The following is a 26,365-nucleotide window of genomic DNA, read 5'->3' as shown; positions in this document are numbered from 1 at the left end:
GACCAATCGGCCGATGACCATGAGTAAGAGGATGTGATTGACAGGCAGCACCCTGAAGATGTGAATGTTGGTAGTAAATAGGTCGTTTCCCTGATGCTTGTGGGAAACGTATTAAGTTAGCCGTCCGCGTACGAGTGCAACGTCATAGTCGTGGTGGCTACGCGTGTTCCCAGGGCTGGCGCCTTGTCAGACTCGATCCTGGCGCAGCCACTCGATGAACAGCGCAAACAGCTCTGACTGGGAGTTGATCGCCAACTTCAGGTACAGGTTCTTGCGGTGCATGCGCACAGTTTCCGCGGCGATTCGCAGTTCGTTGGCGGTCGACTTGACCGAGTGGCCGCGCAGCACCATGTGCGCCACTTCACGTTCACGCTCGGTCAGTACCTCACTACCAAAATGCTCGAAGGCGTGCTGGATACTGGGTTTGAGGTCAACCGTCGCAGGCACGGCCACGGTGTCCTGTTGCGTGATCAGTCGGTTGCACTGGGCGAACTGGCGGATGAACTGGCGCACCATGGGTTCGACCGCGCGTAGCAGGTCCAGTTGCCCGGCACTCAAGGCCTGGCCGCCAAAGCCCTGGAACAGGCTCAGGGACACCTTGCTCCGGTTGCCGACATCGACAATGAAATAACTGTCTTCAGAACAACCGCCCTTGAGGTAGTAGGTCTTGTAGTAGTCGCTGTCGAAAAAGTCATCCGGGGCGATTTCTTCCAGGTGGTAGAAGCCTTCCGCCAGGCCCTGCTCCACTGCCAGGCAAAACGGGTCGAGCAGATAGCCGCCGGCAAAATAGCGTTCGATTACCGACTCCCGGTACTGCTCGGGGATGCCTTGCAGGTACAAGGATTGGGGTGGCTGGTCCTTGCGCTCCAGGCTGATCATTACCGATTCCACCGACACCAGGTGCCCCAAGGCCTGCGCCAGGCAGCGCAGCGCATCCGCGGAGTCGATCCGGGTAAAGGCGTGCGCAAGCCCGGCGTGCCATTGATGTAGGGCACGCCAGGGCATGGCGATCAGTGTGTGGTCCTGGGCTTTACTCATGCCGCGCAGTCTAGCCGGGGAGCCAGGACTGCGCATAGGCAGGCTGCTGCTCATCGCCCGGTGTACAGGTCCAGGGCCTGGAGTTCGGCGGCGACCTCCAGGATGCACTCGCGCAGGGTCTCGACGATTTCGTCGACCTGGGCGTGGGTGATGATCAGCGGCGGCGACATCACATTGAGGTGCATGATCGGCCGCACCAGCAATCCCCTGGCCTGGGCCCGCAGGTGAATCCGTTCGCCGATGTTGACCTCGTCGGCAAACAGCGCCTTGCTGGCCTTGTCGGCGACGAATTCGACACACGCCATGAGCTTCTCGCAGCGCACATCACCCACCAGTGGCAAGCCCCGCAGGGTGTCCAGGCGTTGTTCCAGGTAGCTGCCCACGTCCTGCACGTGGGCCAGCAGGTTCTCGCGCTCGATGATCTCGATGTTCTTCAGCGCCGCGGTGCAGCACACCGGGTGGCCGCTGTAGGTGAACCCGTGAGTGAAGCAGCGACCCTGGCCGGGCTCGGCGATCACGTCCCAGATCCGCGTCGAGAAAATGCACGCCCCCAGCGGCAGGTAGGCCGACGTCAGGCCCTTGGCGGTGGTAATGATGTCCGGCTGCACGCCGAACAGCTCGCTGGAGGCGAACCACTTGCCCAGGCGGCCGAACGAGGTCACCACTTCATCGGCGACAAACAGGATGTCGTGGGCCTGGCACACCTGCCACATGCGCTGCAGATAACCTTCAGGGGGAATGATCACCCCGCCGGACCCCATGATCGGCTCGGCAAAAAACGCCGCGACCCGGTCGGCACCGATGCTGTGGATCTTGTCTTCGAACTCCTGGACCAGGAATTCGAGGAACTGCGCTTCGTCCATGCCATCGGGCGCGCGGTAGGGGTTGGGGTTGGAGACGTGATGAATCAGCTCATGGGCGTAGTCGAACTCCGGCACCCGGTCGGCGGCCTTGTTGCCGATCGACATCGTCAGGCAGGTCGAGCCGTGATAGGCGTTGTAGCGGGCAATGATGTGTTTTTTCTGCGGCTTGCCACGGCAGTTCTGGTAGTACTGGATCAGTCGATAGGCGGTGTCGACCGCGGTCGAGCCGCCGGTGGTGAGGAACACGTGGTCGAGATCGCCGGGGGCCAGGCTGGCAAGCTTTTCGCAGAGCTGGATCGCCACCGCGTTGGCCATGTCGGAGAACGGATTGGCGTAGGCCAGTTGCCGTACCTGATCGGCAATCGCCAGGGCCATCTCCTCGCGCCCCAGGCCGATGTTGGTGCACCACATGCCGCCCACCGCATCGAGAAAGCGCTGGCCTTGGCTGTCGTAGATATAGGCGCCGTCGCCGGCGACGATGTTAAGTGCACCGTTTTGCCGGTGTTCATCGAACACGTGGTAACCGTGCATGTGGTGGGCCTTGTCGGCCTTGACCAGTTGGGCGTTATCGAACGTGTTGAAGAACTCGGGGTTGGGCGTGGTCATGGCAAAGGTCTCGAAGGTAATGATCAATCCGCTGGGATATCAAGGTGGGAGCGAGCCGGCGCTGACTCAGAGCCCGGTCTTTACCGTGCTCCAGACCCGGGTGATGGCCCGCATGTCCTTGGCGTCCTGGGTCTTCTGCGCGAACAGCCGTTCACGGGTGGCGGCGTCGGGGTAGATCGCCTGGTTGTCACGCACCTCGGGCTGCAGCAACGCGGTGGCGGCCTGGTTGCTGTTGGCGTAATGGATGTAGTTGCTGACGTCGGCCATCACCTGGGGTTGCAACAGGTACTGGAGGAACGTGTGGGCGTTGGCCACATGGGGCGCGTCGCCGGGGATGTACATATTGTCGAACCAGATCAGCGAGCCTTCCTTGGGCACGAAGTACGCCAGGTTGATCTTCAGCTTGGCCTCCTCCGCTCGGGCCTGGGCGGTGGCGTAATCGCCGGACCAGGTCATGGCCATGCAGACATCGCCATTGGGCAGGCTGGTGAGGTAGTTCACCGAGTCGAATTTCTTGATGTAGGGGCGTACCGACAGCAGCAGGTCCTGGGCGGCCTTGAGGTCGGCCGGCGCGGCGCTGTGGGGATCGCGGCCCAGGTAGGTCAAGGCCAGGGGGATGACTTCGGTGGGGGCGTCGATCAGGGTCACGCCGCAGTCGGCGAAACGCGAGACGATCTTTGGATCGAAGATCATCGCCAGCGAACCGATGGGCGCATCGGGCATGCGGGCCTTGATCATGTCGACGTTGTAGGTCACGCCGTTGCTGCCCCAGGTGTAAGGCGCCGAATAGACCACGCCGCTGTCGTAGCCCTGCAAGTCTTGCAGCACCTTGGGGTCCAGGTTGCTCCAGCCCGGCAGTAGCTGCTTATCCAGGGGCTGGAACACCTTGGCCTTGATCAGCGGCGGCACCAGGGAGGCATTGAGCACCACCAGGTCATACCCGGAATGGCCGGTGAGCAACTTGGCCTGCACCGTCTCGTAGGCATCGAAGGTGTCGTAGATGACCTTGATCCCCGTGGCCTGCTCAAAATCGGCCAGGGTCTTTTCACCGATGTAGTCCGCCCAGTTGTACAACCGCAGCGTATGGGCGTCGTTCACCTCGGCGGCATGCACCGCCCAGGACATGGGAGCAAGCAACAGACTGGAAAACACGCGTAGTGCCTTGCGCATTGCACATTCCACCTTATGAGCAGGCTCGGCTCTGGATGAGCGGGCGTGCCTACTATTGGAGGATTTGCGCGAAGGCACCATACCCCGAAAGGGGGTGAACGGCCGCACCACCAAACGCAGAACCGTAGCGGCTGCCGAGCCCGCGAGGCAGCGTTAACGGCCGCAGGACGTTCATTCAACGTGGCACTACATCCGCCGGGGGTCGCTACGCAACCCAACGCAGCCTTCGGCAGCGGCTACAACGCACTTTCCGTCAGACCGCCAGCACGCTGCAGGACGCCTGGTACAGCAGGTGCTCGGTGGTGCTGCCGATGAGTTTTTCCAGGCCCCGCGACTGGTTGCGGCCCAGGACCAGCACATCCACCTGGTGCTCATGGGCAAATTCGGCCAGCACCCGGACCGGGTCGCCGCTGATGAAGTGCCGGTGCTCCGGCGCTACGCCAAACCGCTCGGCGGTGTCGAGAAAGGCGTTTTCCAGGTCCTGGCGCAACTCCCGGGTCAATTCCCCCAGCGCCAGCCCGGCGCCGCCCAGGTCGCCGAGAAAGTCCGCGGCGATGTCACAGGCACTGATCAGGTGCAGTTCGGCATCACATTGCAACGCCAGGCGTTCGGCCTGCTTGATGATCCGCGCGTTGAGCTGCTGGTTCTGTGGTTGGTCGTTGGCGCTGTCGATGGCGGCCACGATCTTGCGCGGCAAAGCCTGCGTCTGGTCGCCCACCAGGTAGGTCGGCACCGGGCAATAGCGCAGCAGGTGCCAATCCATTGGGGTGAAGAAGGTGCGCTTGAGCAATGGCTCCTGCTGCACTTGCTTGATCAGCAGGTCCGGTTGCAGTTCGCTGACGTGCTCCAGGATGTCGCGTTTGAGGTCTTCGGACCAAGTGGTATGGGCCGTGACCTCGACCCCGCTGGCCCGCAACTGTTGCGCCTGTCCCTGGAGCCAGTCGTCCTGTTCCTGCAGATAGCTGACCCGCGCGCTGGCCCAGTCATCGCCCTCCAGCAGGGTCAGGATGCCCAGGGACTTGATCAGCGCGACGATGTGCAGGCTCGCGCCACTGGCTCCGGCCAGCGCTCCGGCCTGCTGGATGGCGGGCGACTCGCGCAGGGCCGGGTTGATGATCAGCAGCAGGCGTTGGTACTGGCTCATGGTCGGGTTCTCGGATGAAGTTATGTTCAGTATTGACCCAAGACTGCACCCGTGGCGGTTTAGCGTATTGATCCCGATCAAGGCCGGCGGCGCTGGCCAGCCAGCGCCTGTGGATCGCGGCTCAGGCCGTGGTTGGAGTCCGCGGATACAACTGCTCGTCAAACTGCGCCAGGCGCGGGAACACCAGGGGCTGTTCATCGGCCAGGTGCTGCAGGCGCTGGTCGTACTCCACCAAAAATGCCTGGCGCGCTTCATCGCTGATGTAGGGCACATGCCAGGCGACGAAGGGTTCCAGGACATCAAAACCGACGTAGGCCAGGGTACCGCGCAGGATCGGCCGCAGCATGTCCTGCAGGGGACCGTGGATCGCGTCCTCGCCAAACATGTGCTCACGCCCGCCCAGGGTCACGCTGACCAGGGCCTTCTTGCCACTCAAGCCACCCTGGTCGTAGAAGCGTTTGCCGCCGTAGCAGACGCCGGACACCAGCACCCGGTCGATCCAGCCCTTGAGCATGGCTGGGGCGGAGAACCAGAAGATCGGGAAGTTGAGGATCAGCAGGTCGGCCCACAGCAGTTTGTCCAACTCGCCCTGGATGTCCGCGGCCAGGGATTGGCTCTTGACCCCCAGGCGTTGTTCCAGGGCGTAGACCAGGTAGTCGGGGTTTTCCCGCGAGGAGAAGTCCTGGCTGCTGGCCACCGGGTTCCAGTTCATCGCGTACAGGTCGCTGACCTGCACCTCGTGGCCCTGGGCCTTGAGGGTGGTCACGGCCTGGTCACGCAGGGCCGCGGTGAAGGAGTTTGGTTCAGGGTGAGCGTGGACGATCAGTACTTTCATGAGGCTTCCTTAGACGTCTGCAAGCGTCGGCGTTGAAGGGTGTGCGGCGCGCGTGGCCAGCAACCGGTCGAGCCAGTCGGGGTCCATTTGCGGTTCGGATGAAAACAGCAGCCCGGTGTAGTCCTGGTGCGGCGGGGTGAAGATGGCATCACGGGAGCCGTGGTCCACCACCCTGCCCCTTTGCATCACCAGCACTTCGTCGGCAATTGCCCGCACCGTGGCCACGTCGTGGGTGATGAACAGGTAGGCGACGCCCAGTTGCTGTTGAATGCGGTTGAGCAGTTTCAGTACGCCTTCGGCCACCAGTTGGTCGAGGGCCGAGGTGGCTTCGTCGCAAATGATCAGTTGAGGGTCGGCCGCCAGCGCCCGGGCGATGCAGATTCGTTGCTTCTGCCCGCCGGACAATTCCCGGGGCTGACGCTCCATGAAGGTTGCCGGGTCGAGCTCGATCATCTCCAGCAACTCGGCAACCCGGGCCCGCAGTGCCTTGCCCTTGAGGCCCAGGTAGAAGGTCAGCGGCCGACCGATGATATCGACGATGCGCTGGCGCGGGTTGAGCGCCGTGTCGGGGATCTGGTAGATCATCTGGATCCGGCGCAGTTGTTCCTTGCTGCGCTGGCGAAAATCCGCCGGCAGCTGCTGGCCGTCGTACAGCACCTGGCCCGCCGTCGGCGGCAGCAGGCCGGTGATCAAGCGCGCGGTGGAGCTTTTGCCGCTGCCGGACTCCCCGATCACCGCCAGGGTCTGGCCGCGGTACAGGCTCAGGGACACATCGTGCAGCACCGGCTGCTGGCCATAGCTGGCGCAGCTGTTGCGCAACTCCAGCAAGGGCTGCTCCTGCTGTGGCAAGGGCTTGGGTTCGGTGCGGAAACTGCGCACCGCCCACAGCGACTTGGTGTAGTCCTGCTGCGGGGCGTCGAGCATCTGCCGGGTCTGGGCCTCTTCCACCAGCTTGCCGTGGCGCAGCACCATGATCCGGTCGGCCATCTGCGCCACCACTGCCAGGTCATGGCTGATGTAGATCGCGGCGCTGCCGTACCTCGTCACGGCATCGCGAATCGCCGCCAGCACCTCGATCTGGGTGGTGACGTCCAGGGCCGTGGTCGGTTCATCAAAGATGATCAGGTCCGGGTGGCAAGCCATGGCCATGGCGGTCATGACCCGCTGCAACTGGCCTCCGGAGACCTGGTGCGGATAACGCTGGCCGATCTGCTCGGGGTTGGGCAGGCGCAGCACCCGATACAGTTCGACGGCTTCGGCCATGGCTTGCGCGCGGCTGATGCCGGCGTTCTGCACGGCGGTTTCCACGTGCTGGTCAATCAAGCGATGGGCCGGGTTGAATGACGCCGCCGCACTCTGCGCGACATACGCGATGCGCAGCCCCCGCAGCTTGCGCAGGGTCTCGGGCTTGGCGGCCAGCAGATCGATGCCATCGAACTGCAGCGATCCGCCGGTGATCCGGCAGCCATCGCGGGTGTAGCCCATGGCGGCCAGGCCGAGCGTCGACTTGCCGGCCCCCGACTCGCCGATCAGGCCCAGTACTTCACCCCGTTGCAGGGTCAGGTCGATGCCCTTGATCAACGGATGCCAGGCGTCCTCGTAGTGACCTTCGATGTGCAGGTTGCGGATTTCCAGCAGCGGTTTGGCGGTATTCATCTTCAGCATTCCTTGAGACCGCTGGATTTGTGCAGCATCCAGTCGACGACGAAGTTGACGCTCACCGTGATCAACGCCACGGCCAGGGCGGGCAGCAATGGGCTGATGTCACCGAAGGTGATCAGCACCGCGTTGTCGCGCACCATGCTGCCCCAGTCAGCCGTGGGCGGTTGAATACCCAGGCCCAGGAACGACAACGCGCTGATGAACAGAAACACAAAGCAGAACCTCAGGCCGAATTCGGCAATCAGCGGCGCCGCGGCATTGGGCAGCACCTCGCGGGTCACCAGCCACCACAGGCCTTCACCCCGCAGCCGCGCGGCCTCGACGAAGTCCTGGACCACCACGTTCATCGCCACCGCCCGGGACAGGCGGAACACCCGGGTTGCGTCCAGCAGCGCGATCACCAGCACCAGCGAGGTGGCCGTGGTGCCGACCACGCTGAGGATCAGCAAGGCGAAGATCAGTTGCGGAATGGCCATCAGGATGTCCACCACCCGCGACAAGCCCTGGTCGACCCAGCCGCCCTTGATCGCCGCCACCAGCCCGCTCAAGCCACCGAGCAGGAACGCCAGTAGCGTAGTCAGGAAGGCGATCCCCAGGGTGTTACGGGCGCCGTAGACCAGGCGGCTGAACATATCGCGGCCCAGGTTATCGGTGCCCAGCAGGAACTCCCCGCCCCAGGGCGCGAAGCCCTCGCCCACCACCTGGGTTTCGCCGAACGGCGCCAACAGGGGAGCGAACAGCGCCACCAGGATGTACAGCACAATCACCAGCAGGCCGAACTGGGCGCTCAGCGGCGCCCGGAGCAATTGTTTAAGCAGGCTCATGGTCTACCCCTTCGGATGCATCAGGCGTGGGTTACTGGCAATCGACAGCACGTCGGCGCTGGTATTGAGCAGGATGTAGGTGGCCGCGAAGATCAGGCTGCAGGCCTGCACCACCGGGATGTCGCGCTTGGCCACCGAGTCCACCAGCAGTTGGCCAAGACCGGGGTAGACAAACACCACCTCGACCACGACTACCCCCACCACCAAGTAGGCCAGGTTCAGCGCCACCACGTTGACGATCGGCGCCAGGGCGTTGGGCAAGGCGTGGCGAAAGATGATCCGCGCCGGGCTGATGCCCTTGAGCCGGGCCATTTCGATGTAGGGGCTGGCCAGCAGGTTGATCAGCGAGGCGCGGGTCATGCGCATCATCTGCGCGATCACCACCAGGCTCAGGGTCGCCACCGGCAGCACCGAGCGCTCGAGGATGGTGCCCAGCGAGGCGTCCGGGGCCAGGTTGGAGATGCTCGGGAACCAGTTGAGTTTCACCGCGAACACCAGGATCAGCAGGTACGCCACGAAGAACTCAGGGAACGACACCGCGCTCAAGGCCGAGGTGTTGAGCAAGCGGTCGAACCAACTGTTGCGATACAACGCCGCGAGCATGCCCAGGAGCAAGGCCAGCGGTACCGAGACCAGCGCCGCCAGCAGCGCCAGGCTGAAGGTGTTGCCCAGGCGGCTGCCGACCAGGTCGGCGATCGGTCGCTGGTTGGCCAACGACACCCCCAGGTCGCCCTGCAGCAACTGCCAGATCCAGTGGCCGAAACGGCTCAGCGGCGGCATGTCCAGGCCCAGTTGGGCACGAAATGCGGCGACGGTTTCCGGGGTCGCCGACTGGCCGAGCATGGCCTGGGCGATGTCACCCGGGAGCATGCCCACGGCGAGGAAAATAATCACCGAGACGGCAAACAATGACAGCAGGCCGAGTGCCAGGCGCTGCCCTAACAACCTGAAAATACTTCGCATCGTGCGGTTCCTTGAATTGGGCACGCTGGTGAAGATTGCAAATTCCACTGTAGGAGCGGGCGCCCGCTCCTACAGGGATGTTCAGTGTTTCAACGGTTGCATCAGGCCTGCCACCAGCGCTCGATCACCCGCAGCCCGTCCAGCTCGCCATACGGCGCGGTCTGGCCGCCATGGTTGACACGCTTGGAACGGGCCGCCACGGAGCTGGCGAACAACGGCACGATCGCCCCGCCGTCGTCGCGGCACAGCGCCTGCATTTCGTTGTACATCTCGCGGCGCAGCGGTTCGTTCATCTCGCCCCGGGCGGCATTGAGCAATTGGTTGAAGCGTGGGTTGTCCCAGTGGGTTTCGTTCCAGGCCGCGCCCTTGGCGTAACCGATGCTGAACATGCGGTCGGCGGTCAGGCTGCTGTACCAGAACGAGGTGGTGAAGGGTTGCTTCATCCACACGTTGGAGAAAAAGCCGTCCGCGGGCTCGCGCACCACGTCGATGTCGATCCCGGCGGCCCGGGCCTGCTCCTTGAACAGCACCGAAGCGTCCACGGCCCCGGTGTAGGCGGCGTCGGACGCTTGCAGGCGTACCTTGAGCGAATCCATGCCGGCCTGTTTCAGGTGGAAACGCGCCTTGTCCGGGTCGTAGCTGCGTTGCTCCAGCGCGCTGTTGATGAACCGGCTGCCGGGCTGGATCGGGTGGTCGTTGCCCACCAGGCCGTAGCCGTAGAGCACCGAGGCCAGCAGGGTTTCGCGGTTGATCGCGTGTTTCATGGCCAGGCGCACGTCGTTGTTCTGGAACACCGGGCTGTCGGTGAGCATGGGGAAGGTGTAGTGCTGGGCGCCCTTGGTTTCCTCGATCACCAGGTTGGGGTTGCGCTTGAGCAGGGCCACGGTCTTGAGGTCGACCTTGTTGATCACGTCCACCTGGCCGGTCACTAGGGCGTTGACCCGCGCGGCGCCATCGGCGATGGCGATCAGTTCGGCACTGGCGAAGTGCGCCCGGCCGGGTTTCCAGTAGTCGGGGCTGCGCTCCAGGGTCATGCGCACGCCCGGCTCGAAGTCCTTGAGCCGATAGCCGCCGGTGCCGACCGCGGATTGCCAGTCCGGCACGCCGTCCTTGCTGGGCATGATCACCAGGTGGTAGTCGGCAACCACATAGGCGAAGTCGGCGTTGCCCGAGTGCAACTCGAACACCACGCTGTCCGGTCCCTGGGCGCTGACGTTGGCGACATCGCCGAGCACGGTCTTGGCCGCCGACGTGGACTTCTCGCCCAGGTGGTGCTGGATCGAGGCCACCACATCTTCGCTGCTCAGGCTCTTGCCATTGTGGAAGGTCACGCCCTGGCGCAGCTTGAAGGTCCAGACCCGCGCGTCGGGGCTCGACTCCCAGCTCTGCGCCAGTTCCGGAATGGCGGTGCCGTCGACGGCGATTTCGCTCAAGGTGTTGTACACCGCCGAGAAGCCGACGAAGGTGAAGGTGTCGCTCCAGGAGCCAGGATCACGCGAGTCGGTGGTGCTACCACCGGCCAGGCCCAGGCGCAGCACGCCACCGGGCTTGGGGGTCGGGTCCTGGGCAAATGCGCCAAACGGCAAGCCCATGGAGAAGGCACCGGCCACCGTGGCCGCAGCCGCGCTGTATTTGAGGAAGTCCCGGCGCGGGAAGCTGTGCGCATGGTTCGCTTGAGTAATCTTGTTGTTGTTATCGCTCATTGCATGGCCTCTGATCAAAAGCTGCGTTGTTAATCGATTACCGGTCCAACTCCACGCAAGGCACCGGGCCATGGCCCGGTGCAAACACTCTGTGTGGCGTCGACCGTCACACCTGGATCGCCTTCACTTCGACGAATTCATTGAGCCCCTCTTCCCCCCACTCCCGGCCATTGCCGGATTGTTTGTAGCCGCCGAACGGCGCCTGATAGTTGAACGCCGCGCCATTGATAAAACACTGGCCTGCGCGCACTTGCCGGCCCAGGTGCAATGCCCGCTCGGCGCTGCCGGCCCAGACGGCGCTGGACAGGCCGAAAGGCGAGTCGTTGGCGATCTGCAACGCGTGCGCTTCATCGGTGTAGGGGATCAGGCACAGCACCGGGCCGAAGATCTCTTCCTGGGCGATGCGCATGCGGTTGTCGACATCGGCGAACAGGGTCGGCGTGACGTAGAAGCCACGCTCGAACGCCGCCTGGTCACCGCCACACACCCGTCGCGCCCCTTCTTGCTGGCCGACGCGGATGTAGTCCTGCACGGTGCGCCGTTGCGCCGCCGAGCACATCGGCCCGAGAAAGCTCTGTGGATCGAGTGGATCACCCATGACCAGGCCAAGGGTCTGCTCGCGCGCCATTTCCACCGCCTCGGCGTACCGACTGGCGGGCAAGAGCATGCGCGTCAGGGCGGTGCAGGTTTGTCCGGAATTGATCATCACGTCCTGTACGCCGTACTGCACGGCGGCGGCCAGGTCGGCGTCCTCGGCGATCAGCAGCGGAGACTTGCCCCCCAGCTCCAGGCACACCCGCTTGACCGACGGTGCCGCAGCCTGGGCCACGCGCACCCCGGCGCCGGTGGAGCCGGTGAACGACACCATGTCGACATCCGGGTGCTTGGCCAAAGCTTCACCGACTTTCGAACCCGGCCCGCTGATCAGGTTGAACACCCCGTCCGGCAGGCCGATGGCCTCGATCATCTGCGCCAGCAGGAACGCGTGCAGCGGGGTTTCCTGACTCGGCTTGACCACCACGGTGCACCCGGCGGCCAGGGCCGGTGCCAGTTTGCCCAGCAGTTGATGCAGCGGGTAATTCCACGGATTGATAAAGGCGCAGACGCCCACCGCTTCACGGATAACCAGGGAATTGCCGACCTCGCGGACCTGGTCCATCAGGCCCGCCAGCTCCGCGTATTGCTCCAGGCCAATGATCGGCCCTTCCACTTGCACCGAGCGGCACCATTGCACCGGCATCCCCAACTCGCGGGTGATCACGGCCGCCATCTCGTCCGCCCGCAGCCGCAGTTGTTCGGCCAGTGCGCGGATGTAGCCGGCGCGCACACTGGAAGCGGTGCGTGACCAGGGCCCAAACGCCCGCCGCGCCGCCGCCACTGCGCGCTCGACGTCCTGTTCATCGCCCAGCGGCACGCGGCCGGCGATTTCTTCGGTGGCCGGGTTGATCACCTCGGCCATGCCCTGCCCCGACGGGGCCAGCCAGCGGCCATCGATGTACAGCGAACGGTGATCAAGCATGGGCCTGGGCCTCCATCAATTCATGGGCACAACGGGCGATACGCTGGCAGGCCTCGCGCAGTTGTTCGGTGTCGACCACCAGGCCCAGGCGGATATGCCCGGCCGCACTGGGGCCAAAGGCTTCGCCGGCCAGGACCGAGACACCGTGGCGCTCCAGCAGGCGGTCGGCAAACGCCTGGGCGCTGAGCCCGGTGGCGCGGATGTCGAGCATCACGAACATCCCGCCATCGGGTTTCAAGGCCCGCACCCCGGGGCAATCGGCCAACACGGCGCAGACCAGGTCGCGACGCTGGCGATAGGCCTCGCGCATCACCGCCAGTTCCGGCAAATGGTTGTCGAGGGCGACCACGGCGGCGTCCTGGACGAAATCCGGCAGGCCGTAGAGCATGCACAGCGCAAGGTTTTCCAGGTGCGAAGCGAGTGCCGGTGGTGCCACCACCCAGCCGATCCGCCAGCCGGTCATGGCGTGGGATTTCGACAGGCTGTTGAGGGTCGCGGTGCGCTCTGCCATGCCCGGCAAACTGGCCGGGCTCAGGTGTTCGCCGTCAAACAGCAGCTCGCTGTAGACCTCGTCGGAGATCAGCCACAGGTCGTGGCCGATGCACAGTTCGGCCAGGGCTTGCCAGGTACTTCTCGGCAGGCTGGCCCCCGACGGGTTGTGCGGGCTGTTGAGCGCCAGGGCCCGGGTGCGCGGGGTGATGCGCGCGGCGACGTCTTCGGGCATCACCCGAAAGCCGTTCTCGGAACGCACCGGCACCGGGATCACCACGGCGCCGCAGGCACCGAATACCGCTTCATAGGTGACGTACATGGGTTCGGCGACCAGCACTTCGTCGCCCGGGTTGAGCACGCACTGGGCCACGCTGAACAGCGCACATTGGGCGCCGGCCAGGACGATCACCTGTTCGCTGGTGACCGCCTGGCCGCTGCGCGCCTGTTGCCGGCGAGCGATGGCGTCACGCAGGGTGCGTTTGCCGCGCACATCGGCGTAGTGGGTGTTGCCCGCCAGCAGGCTGTCGATGGCGGCCTGCACGATGGGGGCCGGGGTGTCGAAATCCGGGTCACCCACCGACAGCAGCAGAATGTCATGGCCCTGCTCGCGCAAGGCCAGAGCACGGTAGTGAATATCCCAGGCGGCGGCGCCGTCTCCGGCGATACGTTGGGTCAGATCGGAAAAACGCATGGTGCTGCCTCCGTCAAACAGTCCATCAATTCAATGAGCGCAGGCATGCTTGAGCTCGATCAGGGTGACGCCGTTGCGTTTGAAGCCGTGGCGCAAATCGGTCTGCAGTTCGGCCAGGCTCTGGGGCTGGCTGACGGTGCAGCCGAACGCACGGCCGAGGGCGGCAAAGTCCGGATTGCGCGGCAGCACGCCAATCGGCTCGATGTCCAGGCTCTGCATGTCGTCGCGGATCTGGCCCAGGGCGTCGTTGTTCCACAGCAGCACCACCAGCGGGCTGTCCAGTTCTTCGACGGCGGTCGCCAGCTCCTGGGCGGTGTAGAGGAAACCACCGTCGCCCACCAGCACCAGGCCCGGGCGCTGTGGTGCGCCGAACTTGGCGCCGATCCCGGCGGGCAAGCCATACCCCAGGGTGCCGTAGCCCGTGGGGTGCAACCAACTGCGCGGGGCCAGGCTGTCGAATGCGTAGTTGCCGGTGTAGGCCAGCTGGGTCATGTCGGTGCTGATAAAAGCGTTGTCCGGCAGTTCAGCGCCAATGCGCTGCAAAATGGCCTGGTGGATCGACTGCAACGGGCCGTGACCGGCCTGCACCGCTTCGCGCAAGGTGGCGACAGCGGCAATCGCCGCGCTCGCGTCGCGGGGGCCGGCCGGCAGGCGTTCGAGCAAGCCGTCCAGGGTTTGCCGGGCATCGCCGTGCAAGGCCACGGCACAGGGGTAGAAGTCGTTGAACTTGCGCGGGTCGATGTCGACTCGCAGCAGCTCGGCATTCAGGGGCAAACGCTCGCGCCAGAAGTCGGTGTCAGCCATTTCCGTGCCCACCGCCAGTACCACGTCGGCCTCGGCGATCAGTTGCCAACCCGGCTCCACACAGAGCGAGGAACCGGCGTTGAGTGCGGCCTGCGGCGGCAACAGGCCCTTGCCGGCGACGCTGGTGAACAGCGGCGCGGCCAGGCGGGTGCTGAGTTGCTGCAGTTGCGCGCCCGCCTCCAGGGCGCCGCCCCCGGCGATGATCATCGGCCGTTTGGCGTCGTTCAATTTGCTCACTGCCTGGTCCAGCGCGCTGGCACACGCGGCGCCACGTCCGGGGCGTACCACCACGTCCTGGCTCCAGTCGCGGGACACCGGTGCCGAGAGTACGTCCAACGGCACGGAAATGTGTACCGGCCGTGGGCGTTCACTGTCGAAGACCGCGTAGGCGCGGGCAATCAATTGCGGCAGGTCGTCAGTGCTCAAGGCCACGGCCGAGAACGCGGTGATCGGCGCGGTCATGGCGCGCTGGTCCTGGGTTTCGTGCAGGCAGCCCCAGCCCTTGCCCAGGCTGGCGGTGTGGTTGACGCTGGAAATCACCAGCATCGGGATCGAGTCGGCATAGGCCTGGCCGATACCGGTGGCGGCATTGGTTACCCCGGGGCCGGTGATGATAAAGCAGACCCCCGGTTTGCCGCTGACCCGCGCGTAGCCGTCGGCCATGAAGCTGGCGCCTTGTTCATGCCGGGTCAAAACGTGGCGGATGCCGCTGCCGGGCAGGCCTCGGTACAGCTCGAGGGTGTGTACCCCGGGAATGCCGAACACGGTGTCGACGCCGTAGTTGGCCAGCAGGCGAACCAGGGCCTGGCCACCGGTCAAAGGTGTGGTGTGCATGTGTTTGTCCTCACGCATGGCCGATGCGAATCAACGCATCGACCGCGGTCGTGCCCTGGGCACCGACCAACAATGGGTTGACATCGAGCTCCAGCAACTGCCCGGCGTTTTCGCAGGCGTAGTCGGCCACCGCGCGGATCGCGGCCACCAGTGCCTCGAGGTCCGCCGGCGCACGGCCGCGAAAGCCCTGGAGCAAGGCGGTACTGCGCAAACTCAGCAGGGCATTGCGAATCGCCCCTTCGGTGGTCGGCAGCAGCAGGCTGCGACTGTCCTTGAGCAGTTCCACCAGGACCCCGCCAGCACCGATCACCAACGCCAGGCAAAAGTCGTTTTCGCGCTTGATGCCGACAATCAACTCTGCCAGCGGCGCGCTGGCCATGGGTTCCAGCAGCACCTGGTCGAAGGCCACGCCGGGGGCGTAGGCGCCGATGCTGTTCGCCATGTTGCCCAGGGCCGCGGTCAGGGCGACGGCATCCTTGAGGTTGAGCGCCACGGCACCGGCCTCGGTCTTGTGCGGCAACTCGGCGCTGAGCGCCTTGAGCACCAGGGGGTAACCCAGGCGTTGGGCATCCTCGAGGGCCTGCGCTACGGTGCTGCGCACGCCATTGGGTACCGGCAGGCCAAAGGCCCGCAGTGCCTGCTTGGAGTCCCATTCATTGAGCAGCCACCCCGTCCCCGCCAGCGGCTGTGGGCAGAGCGGCACCAGCGCCGACTCACCCAGGGCCAGCAGGGCCTGGCGATTGGCCTGATAACCAGCGATCCGGCCCCAGGCGGCCAGGCCGTCTTCCACGCCCTGCAAGGCGGCTACGCCCTGGGCATGCAAGCGCTCACGGGCATGGGCTGGCAGCAGTTCGGGAAAGGCCGAGGTGACGAAGCCTGTCTTGCCGTGACGCACCAGTGCCTGGCAGTACAGCTCCAGCAACAGGTCGCACTCCTTGCGTTCGCCGGTGAACTGGGCGGGGTAATCGAGCACCAGCATGGCCGCGTCGGCTTCGGTGCGCAGGGCGCTGTCGAGCATGCGATTGAGGGCCTCGCCATCGCCCCAGATGGCAGTGGTGAAGTCCAGCGGATTGACCAGGTTGGCGTAGCTGGGCAGGACCTGTGCCAGCTCGGCGGTTTGCTCGGCGTCGAGTTTGGGCAGGCGCAGCTCGTTGCGTTCGGCGTAGTCGGCGATCAGCCCGGCATCGCCGCCGGAGCAGGCCAGCGCAATCAGGCTGTTGCCGCTAGGCAACCTGCCGCAGGCCGCCGCTTTCAGGGTCTCGACGAAACTCACCGGGCCACTCACCCGAATCACCCCCAGGCGCGCAAACAGCGCGTCGTACAAGGCATCGGAGCCGGACAGCGAGCTGGTGTGACTGAGTGCCAATTCGGCGCCGATCTGCGACACCCCGGTTTTCAGGACGATGACCGGGATGCCCTGCTCCAGCGCCTTGTGCGCGGCACGGGCAAAGGCCGGGACGTTCTTCAGGCCTTCCAGGTGCAGGCCGATGGCGGTGACGCGCGGTTCGTCGAGCAACACGTCCATCAACTCCGCCACACCCAGTTGCGCCTGGTTGCCCACCGACGCCATGTAGGCCACTGGCAGCGAGCGATCACTCATCGACAGGTTGTAGGCGAAGTTGCCACTTTGGGTCAGCACGGCCACGCCCCGCTCCACCGCCTTGCCGCCATGGGCCACCGGCCACAGCGCGCAGCTGTGCAGGTAGTCGAGCAAGCCATAGCAGTTGGGGCCGAGCAAGGCCATGTCGCCGGCGGCCTCGAGCAGTTGTTGTTGCAGGGCCTGGCCCTCGGCGCCGGTCTCGGCAAAACCGGAGGCGTAGCAGATCGCCCCGCCCGCGCCCTTGGCGGCCAGCTCGCGGACGCAGGCCAGGGTCAGCTCACGGTTGGTGGCAATGAACACCGCGTCCGGCCCGCAGGGTAGATCGCTGATCTGGCGCACGCACGGCACGCCTTCCAGTTCGTCGTGTTGCGGGTTGACCAGCCACATCTGGCCGGCATAACCGCCGTCGGCGCAGCGCTTGAGGGCACGGGCCATGCTGCGCCCGCCGACAAAGGCGACGTGGCGTGGGGCAAGCAGGCGCTTGAGGTTGTCTCGAATCGTCAGGGACATGGGGGTTCTCCGGGACCGATCAGCGCAGCAGCGGCCGCAGCAGCTCGCGGGAAATGATGTGCCGCTGGATTTCCGAGGTGCCTTCCCAGACCCGCTCGATCCGCGCGTTGCGCCAGATGCGCTCGACCACGCACTCATCCATCAGGCCCATGCCACCGAAGATCTGGACCGCCTCGTCGGCGACCTTGCCCAGGGTTTCGCTGGCGAACAGTTTGGCCATGCCGGCTTCGCCATCGGTCATGCTGCCCTGGTCCATTTTCCAGGCGGTGTGCAGGGTCAACAACTCGGCCGCGCGGATCTGCGTGGCCATGTCCGCCAACTTGAACGAGATGCCCTGGTAGGTGCCGATCGGCTGGCCAAACTGTTTGCGGTCGGCGGCCCATTGCAGCGAGACGTCCAGCGCCCGTTGCGCCTGGCCGACGCAGTTGGCGGCCACCATCACCCGCCCGGCGGTCAACCAGGCGTTGGCCACGTCCCAGCCCTTGCCGACTTCACCCAGCACCTTGGAGGCGGGCACGCGGCAGTCGTCGAAGAACATCTCGAAGGTGTGGTAGCCACGGTTGCTCACGCATTTCGGGCCGCGGCGGATGGTCATGCCTGGGGTATTGCGGTCCACCAGGAACGACGTCACGGCGTTGCGCATGCGGCCGTTGTGCTCGTAGGTGTCGGTCACGGCAAACACGATGGCAAAGTCGGCGTGCCCGGCGTGGCTGATGAAGTGCTTGCTGCCGTTGAGCACGAAGTCGTCGCCGTCTCGCACTGCGCGGGTCTTGATCGAGTTGGCATCGGAGCCGGCACCCGGCTCGGTGAGGGCGAAGCAGTCGATTTTTTCGCCCTGGATGCACGGCAACAGGTAGTCGTTGATCTGCTCGCCGGTGCACGCCATGAGGATTTTCGAGGGCCGTGCGACGAACACGTGCAGCGCCCAGGAGACCTTGGACAGTTCACGCTCGATCAGCGCCTGGGACAAGTAGTCCAGGCCACCACCGCCCACCTCTTCCGGCATGTTGAACGCATAGAAGCCGGCAGCGATCGCCTTGCCGCGAATCTGCGCCGCCAGCTCGGGCGATACTTCGTCGGCGCGGTCCACCGCCTCTTCATAGGGCAGCAGTTCCTTGGTGACAAAGCTGCGTACGGCGTCCACCAACATTTCTTGTTCTTGGGTCAGTTGGAAATTCATGCGGCTACCTGTTGTTCGTGTGCTGATTGAGGTGGTGCATTAGCGTCCGATAAAACGCGCCGGGCGTTTCTCGGCGACGGCGCGCAGGGCTTCGCTGGCGTCTTCACTGCGCCCGCACAGCAGGCCGGCGGCGAGTTCAGCCTGGAGTTGTTGCGCCAGGCTGCGGTCAGCGCCGTCACGCATGAGCTGCTTGGTCTGGGCAAAAGCAAAGGTCGGCCCATTGGCCAGGCGCGTCGCCAGTTGCGCCGTGACACTTTGCAGTTGCTCGTCGGCGCAGACTTCGCCCACCAGCCCCGCGGCCAGGGCCCGCTCGCTGCCCCACAGCTCGTCGAGGAACAACAGGCGCTTGGCCTGCTCACTGCCAATCAGGCGCGGCAAGTGCCAGCTGGCACCGGCATCGGGCGAGTAAGCCATGCTGGTGTAGCCGGCCTTGAAGCGCGCCGATTGCCCGGCGATGCGCAGGTCGCAGCACAGGGTCAGGTCCATCCCGGCGCCCACGGCGGTGCCGTTGATGGCGGCAATGGTGGGTTTTTCCAGGCTGTACAGGCGGTTCATCAGCGCGTGGGCGGTTTCGGTCCAGCCGTAGCTTTCCAGGGCCCCCCGGGCCTCGGCGGCGGCCCACTCATCAAGGTCGGCACCGGCGCAGAAACTGCGGCCACTGCCGGTCAACACCACCACCCGCACCTGCGGATCGGCGTTGTAGTCATCGAGCAAGGCGTGCAGGTATTTCAGGGTCGGGATGTCCAGCGCGTTGCGCTGGGCGGTGCGATTGAGGGTGATCCAGGCAACGCCGGCTTCAACCTGGCTGAGCACGGCAGAATCAGTAGTCATGGGAATCCTCGAATTATTGTGTTTGGCCTGAGGTGCTGCGACTTGAGGCCATACTAAACGAGTGTTCAACAAGGCGGCAATCGTTGGACAAATCCGCTGTAACAGCGGAAAAACATGCTTATCTGATTGTATTTAAAGGATTTGTTTAAGAGTGACGGTTGGCCCAGGGGTGTGCTGTTACAACTTTGCACAACTGATGACATGACAAGGGATATGGATATAGGGGGGGCCGCCATCCAGCTCCGGGCGTTCTTGGGCGTGGGCCAGCCATCAAAAACCGACGCGTCCTACACCCAACACCGAAACAGCTGATTTATCCCTCCACCACTCCTTGCATAGGGTGCTCGGCACTTCAGACAAGGAAAGCTCATGTCACAACGGACCCGCCTCTTCGTCCCCTGTGCCGCCGATGTCGCGGTATCTGTTCATGCTGACGTTCGGCGGCAAGCCCAATGACCCTCGGCGAACAACTGGCCATCGTCGTCTCGGAAACCGGTTTGCTCACCGACCAGTGCCGGGCCTGCGAACGCCAGGGCCTGCCGATCCTGCCCTTGCGCCAGGCCCTGGTCCCAGACTACTCGGGCGATCCGTTCCTCGCCGAGAATGGCCAGGTTCCGACCCGACTGGGCTGGCGTACCCTGCGCGCGGGCTACCTGTATGTGTTGCTCGACCGCTCGATCTGGCACGCCTACCAGGTCACGCCTGACGGCTACTTACGGCAGTTCAATCCTTATACGCCGCCAGCTGCAAACGAGTCCTTGCTCGCCTCGACCTGTGTCTCGGCCGATCACGACGCCCCGGCCTCGTTCCTCAATATCGACACCCATGAGCACCGCGTAGCCTGGTTGGCGTTTGCCAGTGATCCCTGGCCGACCAATGTGCTGGATGCCTATAAGGCCGGACGTGCTCCGCACCGCTTCCAGGCGCTGGACCTCGCCCAGGCACGGGACAACCCGGCCAGCCTGGGCCTGGCCATGACCGCAGAGTCGCTGCAGGTGGATGAGCGGGTCCTGGAGTACCAGTCGCTGCAGGCGGGACAATTCCCCAGCGTGCACGGTGTCTACCCTCGTGCTCTGCGCCGTCAGGCATTGAAAGGTTTTCTGCGTAACATCACCGCGCGCCATGAATTGCAGCAGGGGGTGCTGGCCTTCGTCCTCGATGACACCCTCGGCCTGGTCCAGGAATACAACGCCCAGCGCACCGCCTGGATTCATGCCCGCCAGCAATGGCTGGAAGATCCGCTACGCGCCTACCAGCACCAAACCTCGCAGATTCTGTTGGCCATCCGCGCCCAGCACCGTGACCGCGCAGAGGCGCAGACCCCATCCTTCGAACCCACCAGCGGTGACGGCCCCCCGGTGTTTGTAGACCCTGGAGTCGAACGCCAGCGCATCATCGACCACCAGGCCGTCGAGTCCGATCAGAATCTGGAGCAGCGCTACGACGAAGCCGCGCGCGCACGGTTTCAGCAGGGCTACGATAAACGGCTGCAACGCTACCAGCAGTTCATTGATCAATCCGCCGAGGCCTATGCCGCAGCCTGTCGCACGGCACGCTTCAACTGCATCGAACAGCATGACTACGACGGTGCTGTCGGCGCCTCGGGCCGGGCCTACGCCACCACCATGGCGCTGTGCTTGCGTGGCGGCATCAGCGAAGCCCCGGCGCCCAACGGCGACGAGCGCGGCCCCAGCGCCCAGCTCTGGCGGGCGTGGCTCAGCAATCCACAGAGCCCGATCTACCGCGCCCTGTTGCTACGTGACCAGTCCCTGCTGGCCAACCTGCTGCCGACTTTCGAGGACGACGCCAGCCTTGTCTGGAACGACAGCGAACGGCTCTACAGCGCCCTGAGCAAACTGATCGCCAGCGACCGGGGCGAGTACCTGCTGGGCGCCTATCTGAAACAATCCATGGCCGACCTGCTCGGCGCCCTGAATGCCGCCAGCGCCCGCCTGCAACCGATCATCGGTCCCGCTGTAGGGCGCGTGGTTTCCCGTGTCAACAGTGCCAGCCAACTGTTGCACAACCGCCTGCACCTCACCGAGCTCCAGGTGCAGATGAAGCTCAGCGAGTACTACGCGCTGCAGTCGGAGCACCTGCGCAACCTGCAGCACAATGCCGTCGCGTCCATGGACCGCAGTTGGGACAGCATCCTCGAGGAAAAGGGCACCCGGGACCCGACAACACGCAAGGTCACCGGCAAAGTCCGACCGCTGATCCAGGGCGGTTTGCTCAGCCTGGCACTGCTCGATCCAAAACTGGCCTCGTTGACCATCACCGTGAGTGTCTGGGTCGAAGGCAAGGCTTCCAACCTGCTGCAGGAAACCCAGCGCGGCATGGCGCAACTGACTGACAGCACGCACTCGGCCTTGCAGGATGTCAGGGTCGGCATGGGCACCCTCGACCCCAAGGCGCGTCAAGTGTTGCAGGGGCTCAAAGTCTCATCAAAACAGGCCGCCCAGTGGGTACGCACCGGCTTCACCGGCCTGCGCGGTGCGGCTGGCGGCGACATGCTGCTGGCGCTCGGCGGGATGTATTTGCTCAACGACGCCTTGAACAAGAACCTCAAGGAAGCGGAGCGAGTCGTCGGGGACAAGTCCCTGGAAGCGCGGTTGGCGTTGTACGGCAGCAGCCTGGGGGTGTTGGGGGGTGGGCTCGAGTTGGTGGGTGGGGCATTGGCGAGAGGGGGGAGTCGGGTGTTGATGAGTGGGGGGTTGTCTGTGCGGGGAGCGGCGGCTATCAAGAAAACTGCGGATGCCGGGGGGGGTGCTCGCGAGAGCGGGGGCGGTCATAGGGGCTGCTGCGGGGATATTTGAGGTAATGCAGGCTGGGGTGGCCGCTAATAGAACCTGGCATAGCAAAGACACTTCTGCCGCAATTGGATTCTTTTTTTCGATGACGCTCTCCGGGGCTGGAGCACTCTTTGGTGTTGTTGCCGCGGCATCACGGGCAACCACATTAATGGGGCCATTGGGTATCGCAATTACATTGGGCATGCTGGCTTATGGCATATCTCAATGGGCCAAAAGCAAAGAGTCGACCCCCTTCGAGCAATGGGCAAAACGCTGTTACTTCGGAAACGCCAACGAAAACCCCAAGGTTCATTGGATCAGACCTGATCAGGCCCACATCGCGATTGCCGAACTCAATGCCATAACCCTCGGCCTTGGGGCGGGCATCCATTTCCGACTGCGTTTGACCGGACTCAGTTCACCTGACGATGGCGGTCTCATCCCGGGCCTCAGCGCCCCGGTCTACGAGCAATGCCTGGAGTACCGGGTGTCCCTGCCGTACTTCGACGCGACCCGCTCTGCCTACCGCTGGGCGGTGACTATCCATCGCCGCGGTGACGAGACTGGCAACCAGTCCCTAGGCGGTGAGGTGATCGTGGAAGGCGAGTGGAATCCCCCGCCTGTCCTTACCTCCGCCAGCGAGCGCCGCGCAGCACTGAAGGCATCAACCCGACCAAGGCAGCCTGACTACAAGGAAAACAGCATCACCCCCCGCGTCAACCTGCGCACCGTGCGTTCGACCGATGGCAGCCCCATGCCGGTGAAGGACATCCAGGGAGCGATTGTCTTACTGCTGGAGTCTCGCCACTACAACATCGAGGGCGCGACCTTGTCATTGACCTACTGGCCAGACCGCGATGTACAGGATGCTTATGCAGAGCTGAGCACGATGGATTTTCTATGAAGTGCAGAAGGCCGTGCAGCAAGACGTGTTAACCACCCAGACTGGAGCATTGCAATGGCTTATAGAGCCCCTTTACTCAACAAGCCGGCGGAAGGCTGGAAGCATGACCTTCCAGGCCCCAATCAACTACCAACAATGACGCCGTATCCTCCAGTCCTTTCCAATCCGCCCAATTACGTAGACGACATCTATCTGGAATTGGCACGCTCGACATTTAGTATGCGGGGTGCAGCCGCATGGGGTGCCACTATCCTTGCATTGCTATCCTTCTGCGCCCCTGTGATTTGGCTCGTCTTTGTTGTGGTGGAGGGTCGATTACCTCCTTTCGCCATCAACATCGTTGGGCCTATCGCATTTATCATCCCTCTATGGGGAGCGATTTATTATTGGCGCATGGACACCGAAGCCCCACGCGATGAACCCATCCGCTTCAATCGCCTGCGTCGCAAAGTCTATGTCTACCGCTTCTTCCACGACGGTGCAAAACCCTTCAGCCGCACGGCCTGGGGCGTGCGCCCGGTGGCCTATGACTGGGACGACCTGCATGCCGAAGCCTGCAGCCTCTACGGTCCCATGGGCACCGGCGGTTTTATCGAAACCGTCACGCTGGCCGTGCTCAAACCCGGCACGAACGAGGTGATCGATCGCTTTCTGTTCGCTCACGAAATCCATCGAGGCGAGATGTATTGGGCCATGGCTCAACTCTTCATGCAGCAAGGGCCCCATGCCCTGCCCACCTTCCCCTACGTGCCCCGCGATTGGAACAACGAAGACGTGAGCTTCAACCTGGCTCGACGTCTCGCCCCCAAAGTCGTCTGGCCGGCAGAGATGGATCTGGAGTCGCGGACGGCACCCTGAGCCTGAATCAGATCCAAGACGGCCGTTTTAATCTCTTACTGGAACCAGGCAATGGCATATACCGCTCCCTTACTCAACAAGCCGGCTGAAGGCTGGAAGCATGACCTTCCAGGCCCCAATCAACTACCAACAATGACGCCTTACCCACCAGTCTTACCCAATCCGCCCAATTACCTAGACGACATCTATCTGGAGTTGGCGCGATCAACGTTCCGAATGCGTGGTGTTTCCGCTTGGGGAGCGATCTATCTTTTTCTGTTTTCTGTAATTCCACCTATCGTTTGGATCATTCTGACGCTAAAAGTTGGAGAGGTAGCGTCCGTTGCATTTCATATTTTCGGGCTACTAACGATCTCTGCGGGCCTGTGGGGAGCGATTTATTATTGGCGCATGGACACCGAAGCCCCACGCGATGAACCCATCCGCTTCAATCGCCTGCGTCGCAAAGTCTATGTCTATCGCTTCTTCCACGACGGCGCAAAACCCTTCAGCCGCACGGCCTGGGGCGTGCGCCCAGTGGCCTATGATTGGGACGACCTGCATGCCGAAGCCTGCAGCCTCTACGGTCCCATGGGCACCGGCGGCTTTATCGAGACCGTCACGCTGGCCGTGCTCAAACCCGGCACGAACGAGGTGATTGATCGCTTTATGTTCGCCCACGGAATCCTGCGAGGCGAGATGTATTGGGCCATGGCTCAACTCTTCATGCAGCAAGGGCCCCATGCCCTGCCCACCTTCCCTTACGTACCCCGTGACTGGAACAACGAAGACGTGAGCTTCAACCTGGCTCGACGTCTCGCCCCCAAAGTCGTCTGGCCGGCGGAGATGGATCTGGAATCGCGGACGGCGCCTTGACCAAGGCCGGAAAGCCTGGGGTCGCACGTAGGGAATGGGGAACATCTGTGGGGGCTGGCCTGCCAGCGATGGTCGCAAGGACGGCGCGCTGCATCAGGCTGTGCGCGTCATCGTTGGTGACCATCGCGAGCAAGCTCACTCCCACAGAGGGGGGGGTTATGCGGTAGGCAGTTGTGGAGCCAGTACGCCCTGGCGTTTGCGGTGGATCAGGAAGTAGGCGCCATAGCACAGGGCAATAAAGCCGAAGCCCCAGTACAGCGACGGGCGTTGGGTTTCGTCCAGGGCCAGGAATACGAACAACGAGCAGCACAGGGCGATGCACACCAGCGGCAGCACCGGGAACCACGGGGCGCGGTATTTCAGGTCTTCGAGCTTGCCGCCATCACGCAGGTAGGCCTTGCGGAATTTGTATTGGGCCAGGGCGATGACGATCCAGGTCACGGTCCCGGACATCCCGCTCACGGCCATCAACACCATGAACAGGGTGTCGGCGGCGATGAAACTGGTCATCAGGGACACCAGGGCAAAACACAGGGTGATGCTCAGGGCGCGCAATGGCACGCCGCGTTTGCTCAGGGGCGACAGGCTTTTCGGTGCCATGCCGGTCTTGGACATGGCCCAGAGGATCCGGGTCGAGGCGTAGAGGCCGGAGTTGCCCACCGAGAGGATCGCGGTGAGGATCACGAAGTTCATCAGGTCCGCGGCATAGGGAATGCCGACCATGTCGAACACCTGCACAAACGGGCTCTCCATCAGGCCCGCCTGCTGCCACGGGACGATGGCAGACAGCACAATGATCGCCAGCACGTAGAAGATCAGCACGCGGAACACCACGTTGCGCACCGCCCGCGGAATGCTCTTTTCCGGCTGGTCGGTTTCACCCGCGGCCACCCCCATGATTTCGCAGCCCTGGAAGGCGTAGACCACGGTCATCATCACCGCGAACACTGCGGACAGGCCGTTGGGAAACACCGAATCGCCGATCAGGTTGCTCACTCCCGGGGCCGGTGCACCGCTGCTCAGCGGGATCGCGCCGAAGATCACCAGCACGCCGACCACGATAAAGCCTAGGATCGCCGCCACCTTGATCCCCGAGAACCAGTACTCGGCTTCGCCGAAGGCGCGAGTGGCCAGGGCGTTGAGGCCGAACAGCACCACCACGAACAGCGCCGACCAGTACCAGATCGGTACTTCAGGGAACCAGCGCACCATCAGCATGCCGGCGGCGGTGAACTCCAGGCCCACGGTAGTGGCCCAGCTCATCCAGTACACCCAGCCGATCATGAAGCCGGTGGCCGGACCGATGAACTGGGTGGCGTGGGTCTGGAACGACCCCGACACCGGCATCTGCACCGACAACTCGCCCAGGCAGACCATCACCAGGTACATCAGGAAACCGGCCACCAGGTACGCCAGAATCGCGCCCATCGGGCCGCCCTGGTTGATGGTCACACCGGAGCCCATGAACAGCCCGGTGCCGATCACGCCGCCCAGAGACAGCATGAAAATGTGCCGGCTTTTCAGGGCGCGGGTCAGGTGGATGCCTGTACGTTCAGTGGTTTGAGTCATGTCAGCACCCCAGGCGAGTGAGGTGGAGGGGATCAGCTTTACGGCCATTCATTATTATTATCTCCAATAAGCTTCGAAGACCGCGCTGTGGCGGTTGCCTCGATTATTGGAAGGCCAT

20 protein-coding genes are annotated in these 26,365 nt (G+C 63.8%); 4 read left to right on the top strand and 16 right to left on the bottom strand.

Going from position 1 to position 26,365, the window contains the following annotated elements:
- Nucleotides 1–186: 186 nt before the first annotated feature.
- From H7995_RS25550 to H7995_RS25480, 15 genes are all read right to left on the bottom strand, one after another.
- Nucleotides 187–1,038, bottom strand: a complete 852-nt coding sequence (locus H7995_RS25550) for a helix-turn-helix transcriptional regulator (protein ID WP_166592928.1) — start codon at nt 1,036–1,038, stop codon at nt 187–189.
- 50 nt (nt 1,039–1,088) lie between these two features.
- Nucleotides 1,089–2,507 (bottom strand): aminotransferase, encoded by a 1,419-nt coding sequence (locus H7995_RS25545; protein ID WP_166592927.1) that lies wholly within the window; start codon nt 2,505–2,507, stop codon nt 1,089–1,091.
- Nucleotides 2,508–2,573: 66 nt separating this feature from the next.
- On the bottom strand, nt 2,574–3,677 hold the full coding sequence (locus tag H7995_RS25540) for a polyamine ABC transporter substrate-binding protein (RefSeq protein ID WP_166592926.1): 1,104 nt from the start codon (nt 3,675–3,677) through the stop codon (nt 2,574–2,576).
- 253 nt (nt 3,678–3,930) lie between these two features.
- The gene (locus tag H7995_RS25535) at nt 3,931–4,821 is read right to left on the bottom strand and encodes a universal stress protein (RefSeq protein ID WP_185819094.1); all 891 of its coding nucleotides are present in this window, start codon (nt 4,819–4,821) and stop codon (nt 3,931–3,933) included.
- Between the two features lie 121 nt (nt 4,822–4,942).
- Nucleotides 4,943–5,656: an NAD(P)H-dependent oxidoreductase gene (locus H7995_RS25530; protein WP_166592924.1), complete on the bottom strand. Its 714-nt coding sequence runs from the start codon at nt 5,654–5,656 to the stop codon at nt 4,943–4,945.
- Nucleotides 5,657–5,665: 9 nt separating this feature from the next.
- Nucleotides 5,666–7,312, bottom strand: a complete 1,647-nt coding sequence (locus H7995_RS25525; RefSeq protein ID WP_185819093.1) for an ABC transporter ATP-binding protein — start codon at nt 7,310–7,312, stop codon at nt 5,666–5,668.
- A 2-nt stretch (nt 7,313–7,314) separates the two neighbouring features.
- The gene (locus tag H7995_RS25520; RefSeq protein WP_166592922.1) at nt 7,315–8,142 is read right to left on the bottom strand and encodes an ABC transporter permease; all 828 of its coding nucleotides are present in this window, start codon (nt 8,140–8,142) and stop codon (nt 7,315–7,317) included.
- Between the two features lie 3 nt (nt 8,143–8,145).
- On the bottom strand, nt 8,146–9,105 hold the full coding sequence (locus H7995_RS25515; RefSeq protein WP_185819092.1) for an ABC transporter permease: 960 nt from the start codon (nt 9,103–9,105) through the stop codon (nt 8,146–8,148).
- Nucleotides 9,106–9,206: 101 nt separating this feature from the next.
- Entirely contained in the window at nt 9,207–10,808 is a 1,602-nt protein-coding gene (locus H7995_RS25510) for an ABC transporter substrate-binding protein (RefSeq protein WP_182340324.1), read from the bottom strand.
- A gap of 106 nt (nt 10,809–10,914) precedes the next feature.
- Nucleotides 10,915–12,327 (bottom strand): aldehyde dehydrogenase family protein, encoded by a 1,413-nt coding sequence (locus H7995_RS25505; protein ID WP_185819091.1) that lies wholly within the window; start codon nt 12,325–12,327, stop codon nt 10,915–10,917.
- Entirely contained in the window at nt 12,320–13,510 is a 1,191-nt protein-coding gene (locus H7995_RS25500; protein ID WP_166592918.1) for a pyridoxal phosphate-dependent aminotransferase, read from the bottom strand. Before H7995_RS25500 ends, H7995_RS25505 begins: the two co-directional genes overlap by 8 nt.
- 30 nt (nt 13,511–13,540) lie before the next feature.
- Complete coding sequence (locus tag H7995_RS25495) at nt 13,541–15,148, bottom strand: 5-guanidino-2-oxopentanoate decarboxylase (protein WP_185819090.1); 1,608 nt, start codon at nt 15,146–15,148, stop codon at nt 13,541–13,543.
- A gap of 10 nt (nt 15,149–15,158) precedes the next feature.
- Nucleotides 15,159–17,258, bottom strand: coding sequence for an acetate--CoA ligase family protein (locus H7995_RS25490; RefSeq protein WP_185819089.1), 2,100 nt, complete (start codon nt 17,256–17,258; stop codon nt 15,159–15,161).
- A gap of 19 nt (nt 17,259–17,277) precedes the next feature.
- The gene (locus tag H7995_RS25485) at nt 17,278–18,438 is read right to left on the bottom strand and encodes an acyl-CoA dehydrogenase family protein (RefSeq protein WP_166592915.1); all 1,161 of its coding nucleotides are present in this window, start codon (nt 18,436–18,438) and stop codon (nt 17,278–17,280) included.
- A gap of 39 nt (nt 18,439–18,477) precedes the next feature.
- Nucleotides 18,478–19,269, bottom strand: coding sequence for an enoyl-CoA hydratase/isomerase family protein (locus H7995_RS25480; protein WP_166592914.1), 792 nt, complete (start codon nt 19,267–19,269; stop codon nt 18,478–18,480).
- 452 nt (nt 19,270–19,721) lie between these two features.
- On the opposite strand from H7995_RS25480, the gene H7995_RS25475 reads away from it, so the two are divergent.
- The 4 genes from H7995_RS25475 to H7995_RS28740 are packed head-to-tail and all read left to right on the top strand — an operon-like array spanning nt 19,722 to nt 24,678.
- Nucleotides 19,722–22,085: a T6SS effector BTH_I2691 family protein gene (locus H7995_RS25475; protein ID WP_185819088.1), complete on the top strand. Its 2,364-nt coding sequence runs from the start codon at nt 19,722–19,724 to the stop codon at nt 22,083–22,085.
- 4 nt (nt 22,086–22,089) lie between these two features.
- On the top strand, nt 22,090–22,965 hold the full coding sequence (locus H7995_RS25470) for a hypothetical protein (RefSeq protein WP_185819087.1): 876 nt from the start codon (nt 22,090–22,092) through the stop codon (nt 22,963–22,965).
- A 54-nt stretch (nt 22,966–23,019) separates the two neighbouring features.
- Complete coding sequence (locus H7995_RS28745; RefSeq protein WP_342345340.1) at nt 23,020–23,823, top strand: DUF6708 domain-containing protein; 804 nt, start codon at nt 23,020–23,022, stop codon at nt 23,821–23,823.
- Between the two features lie 51 nt (nt 23,824–23,874).
- Nucleotides 23,875–24,678: a DUF6708 domain-containing protein gene (locus tag H7995_RS28740; RefSeq protein ID WP_342345339.1), complete on the top strand. Its 804-nt coding sequence runs from the start codon at nt 23,875–23,877 to the stop codon at nt 24,676–24,678.
- 156 nt (nt 24,679–24,834) lie between these two features.
- Here H7995_RS28740 and H7995_RS25455 read toward each other — a convergent pair whose 3' ends face one another.
- Nucleotides 24,835–26,247, bottom strand: a complete 1,413-nt coding sequence (locus H7995_RS25455; RefSeq protein WP_166592624.1) for an amino acid permease — start codon at nt 26,245–26,247, stop codon at nt 24,835–24,837.
- Between the last annotated feature and the right edge of the window lie 118 nt (nt 26,248–26,365).

It is taken from the genome of Pseudomonas kielensis (genome assembly GCF_014236655.1).
Lineage (GTDB): Bacteria > Pseudomonadota > Gammaproteobacteria > Pseudomonadales > Pseudomonadaceae > Aquipseudomonas > Aquipseudomonas kielensis.
The sequence above is the reverse complement of the archived record's forward strand: the minus strand, read 5'-3'. Positions and strand labels throughout refer to the sequence as shown.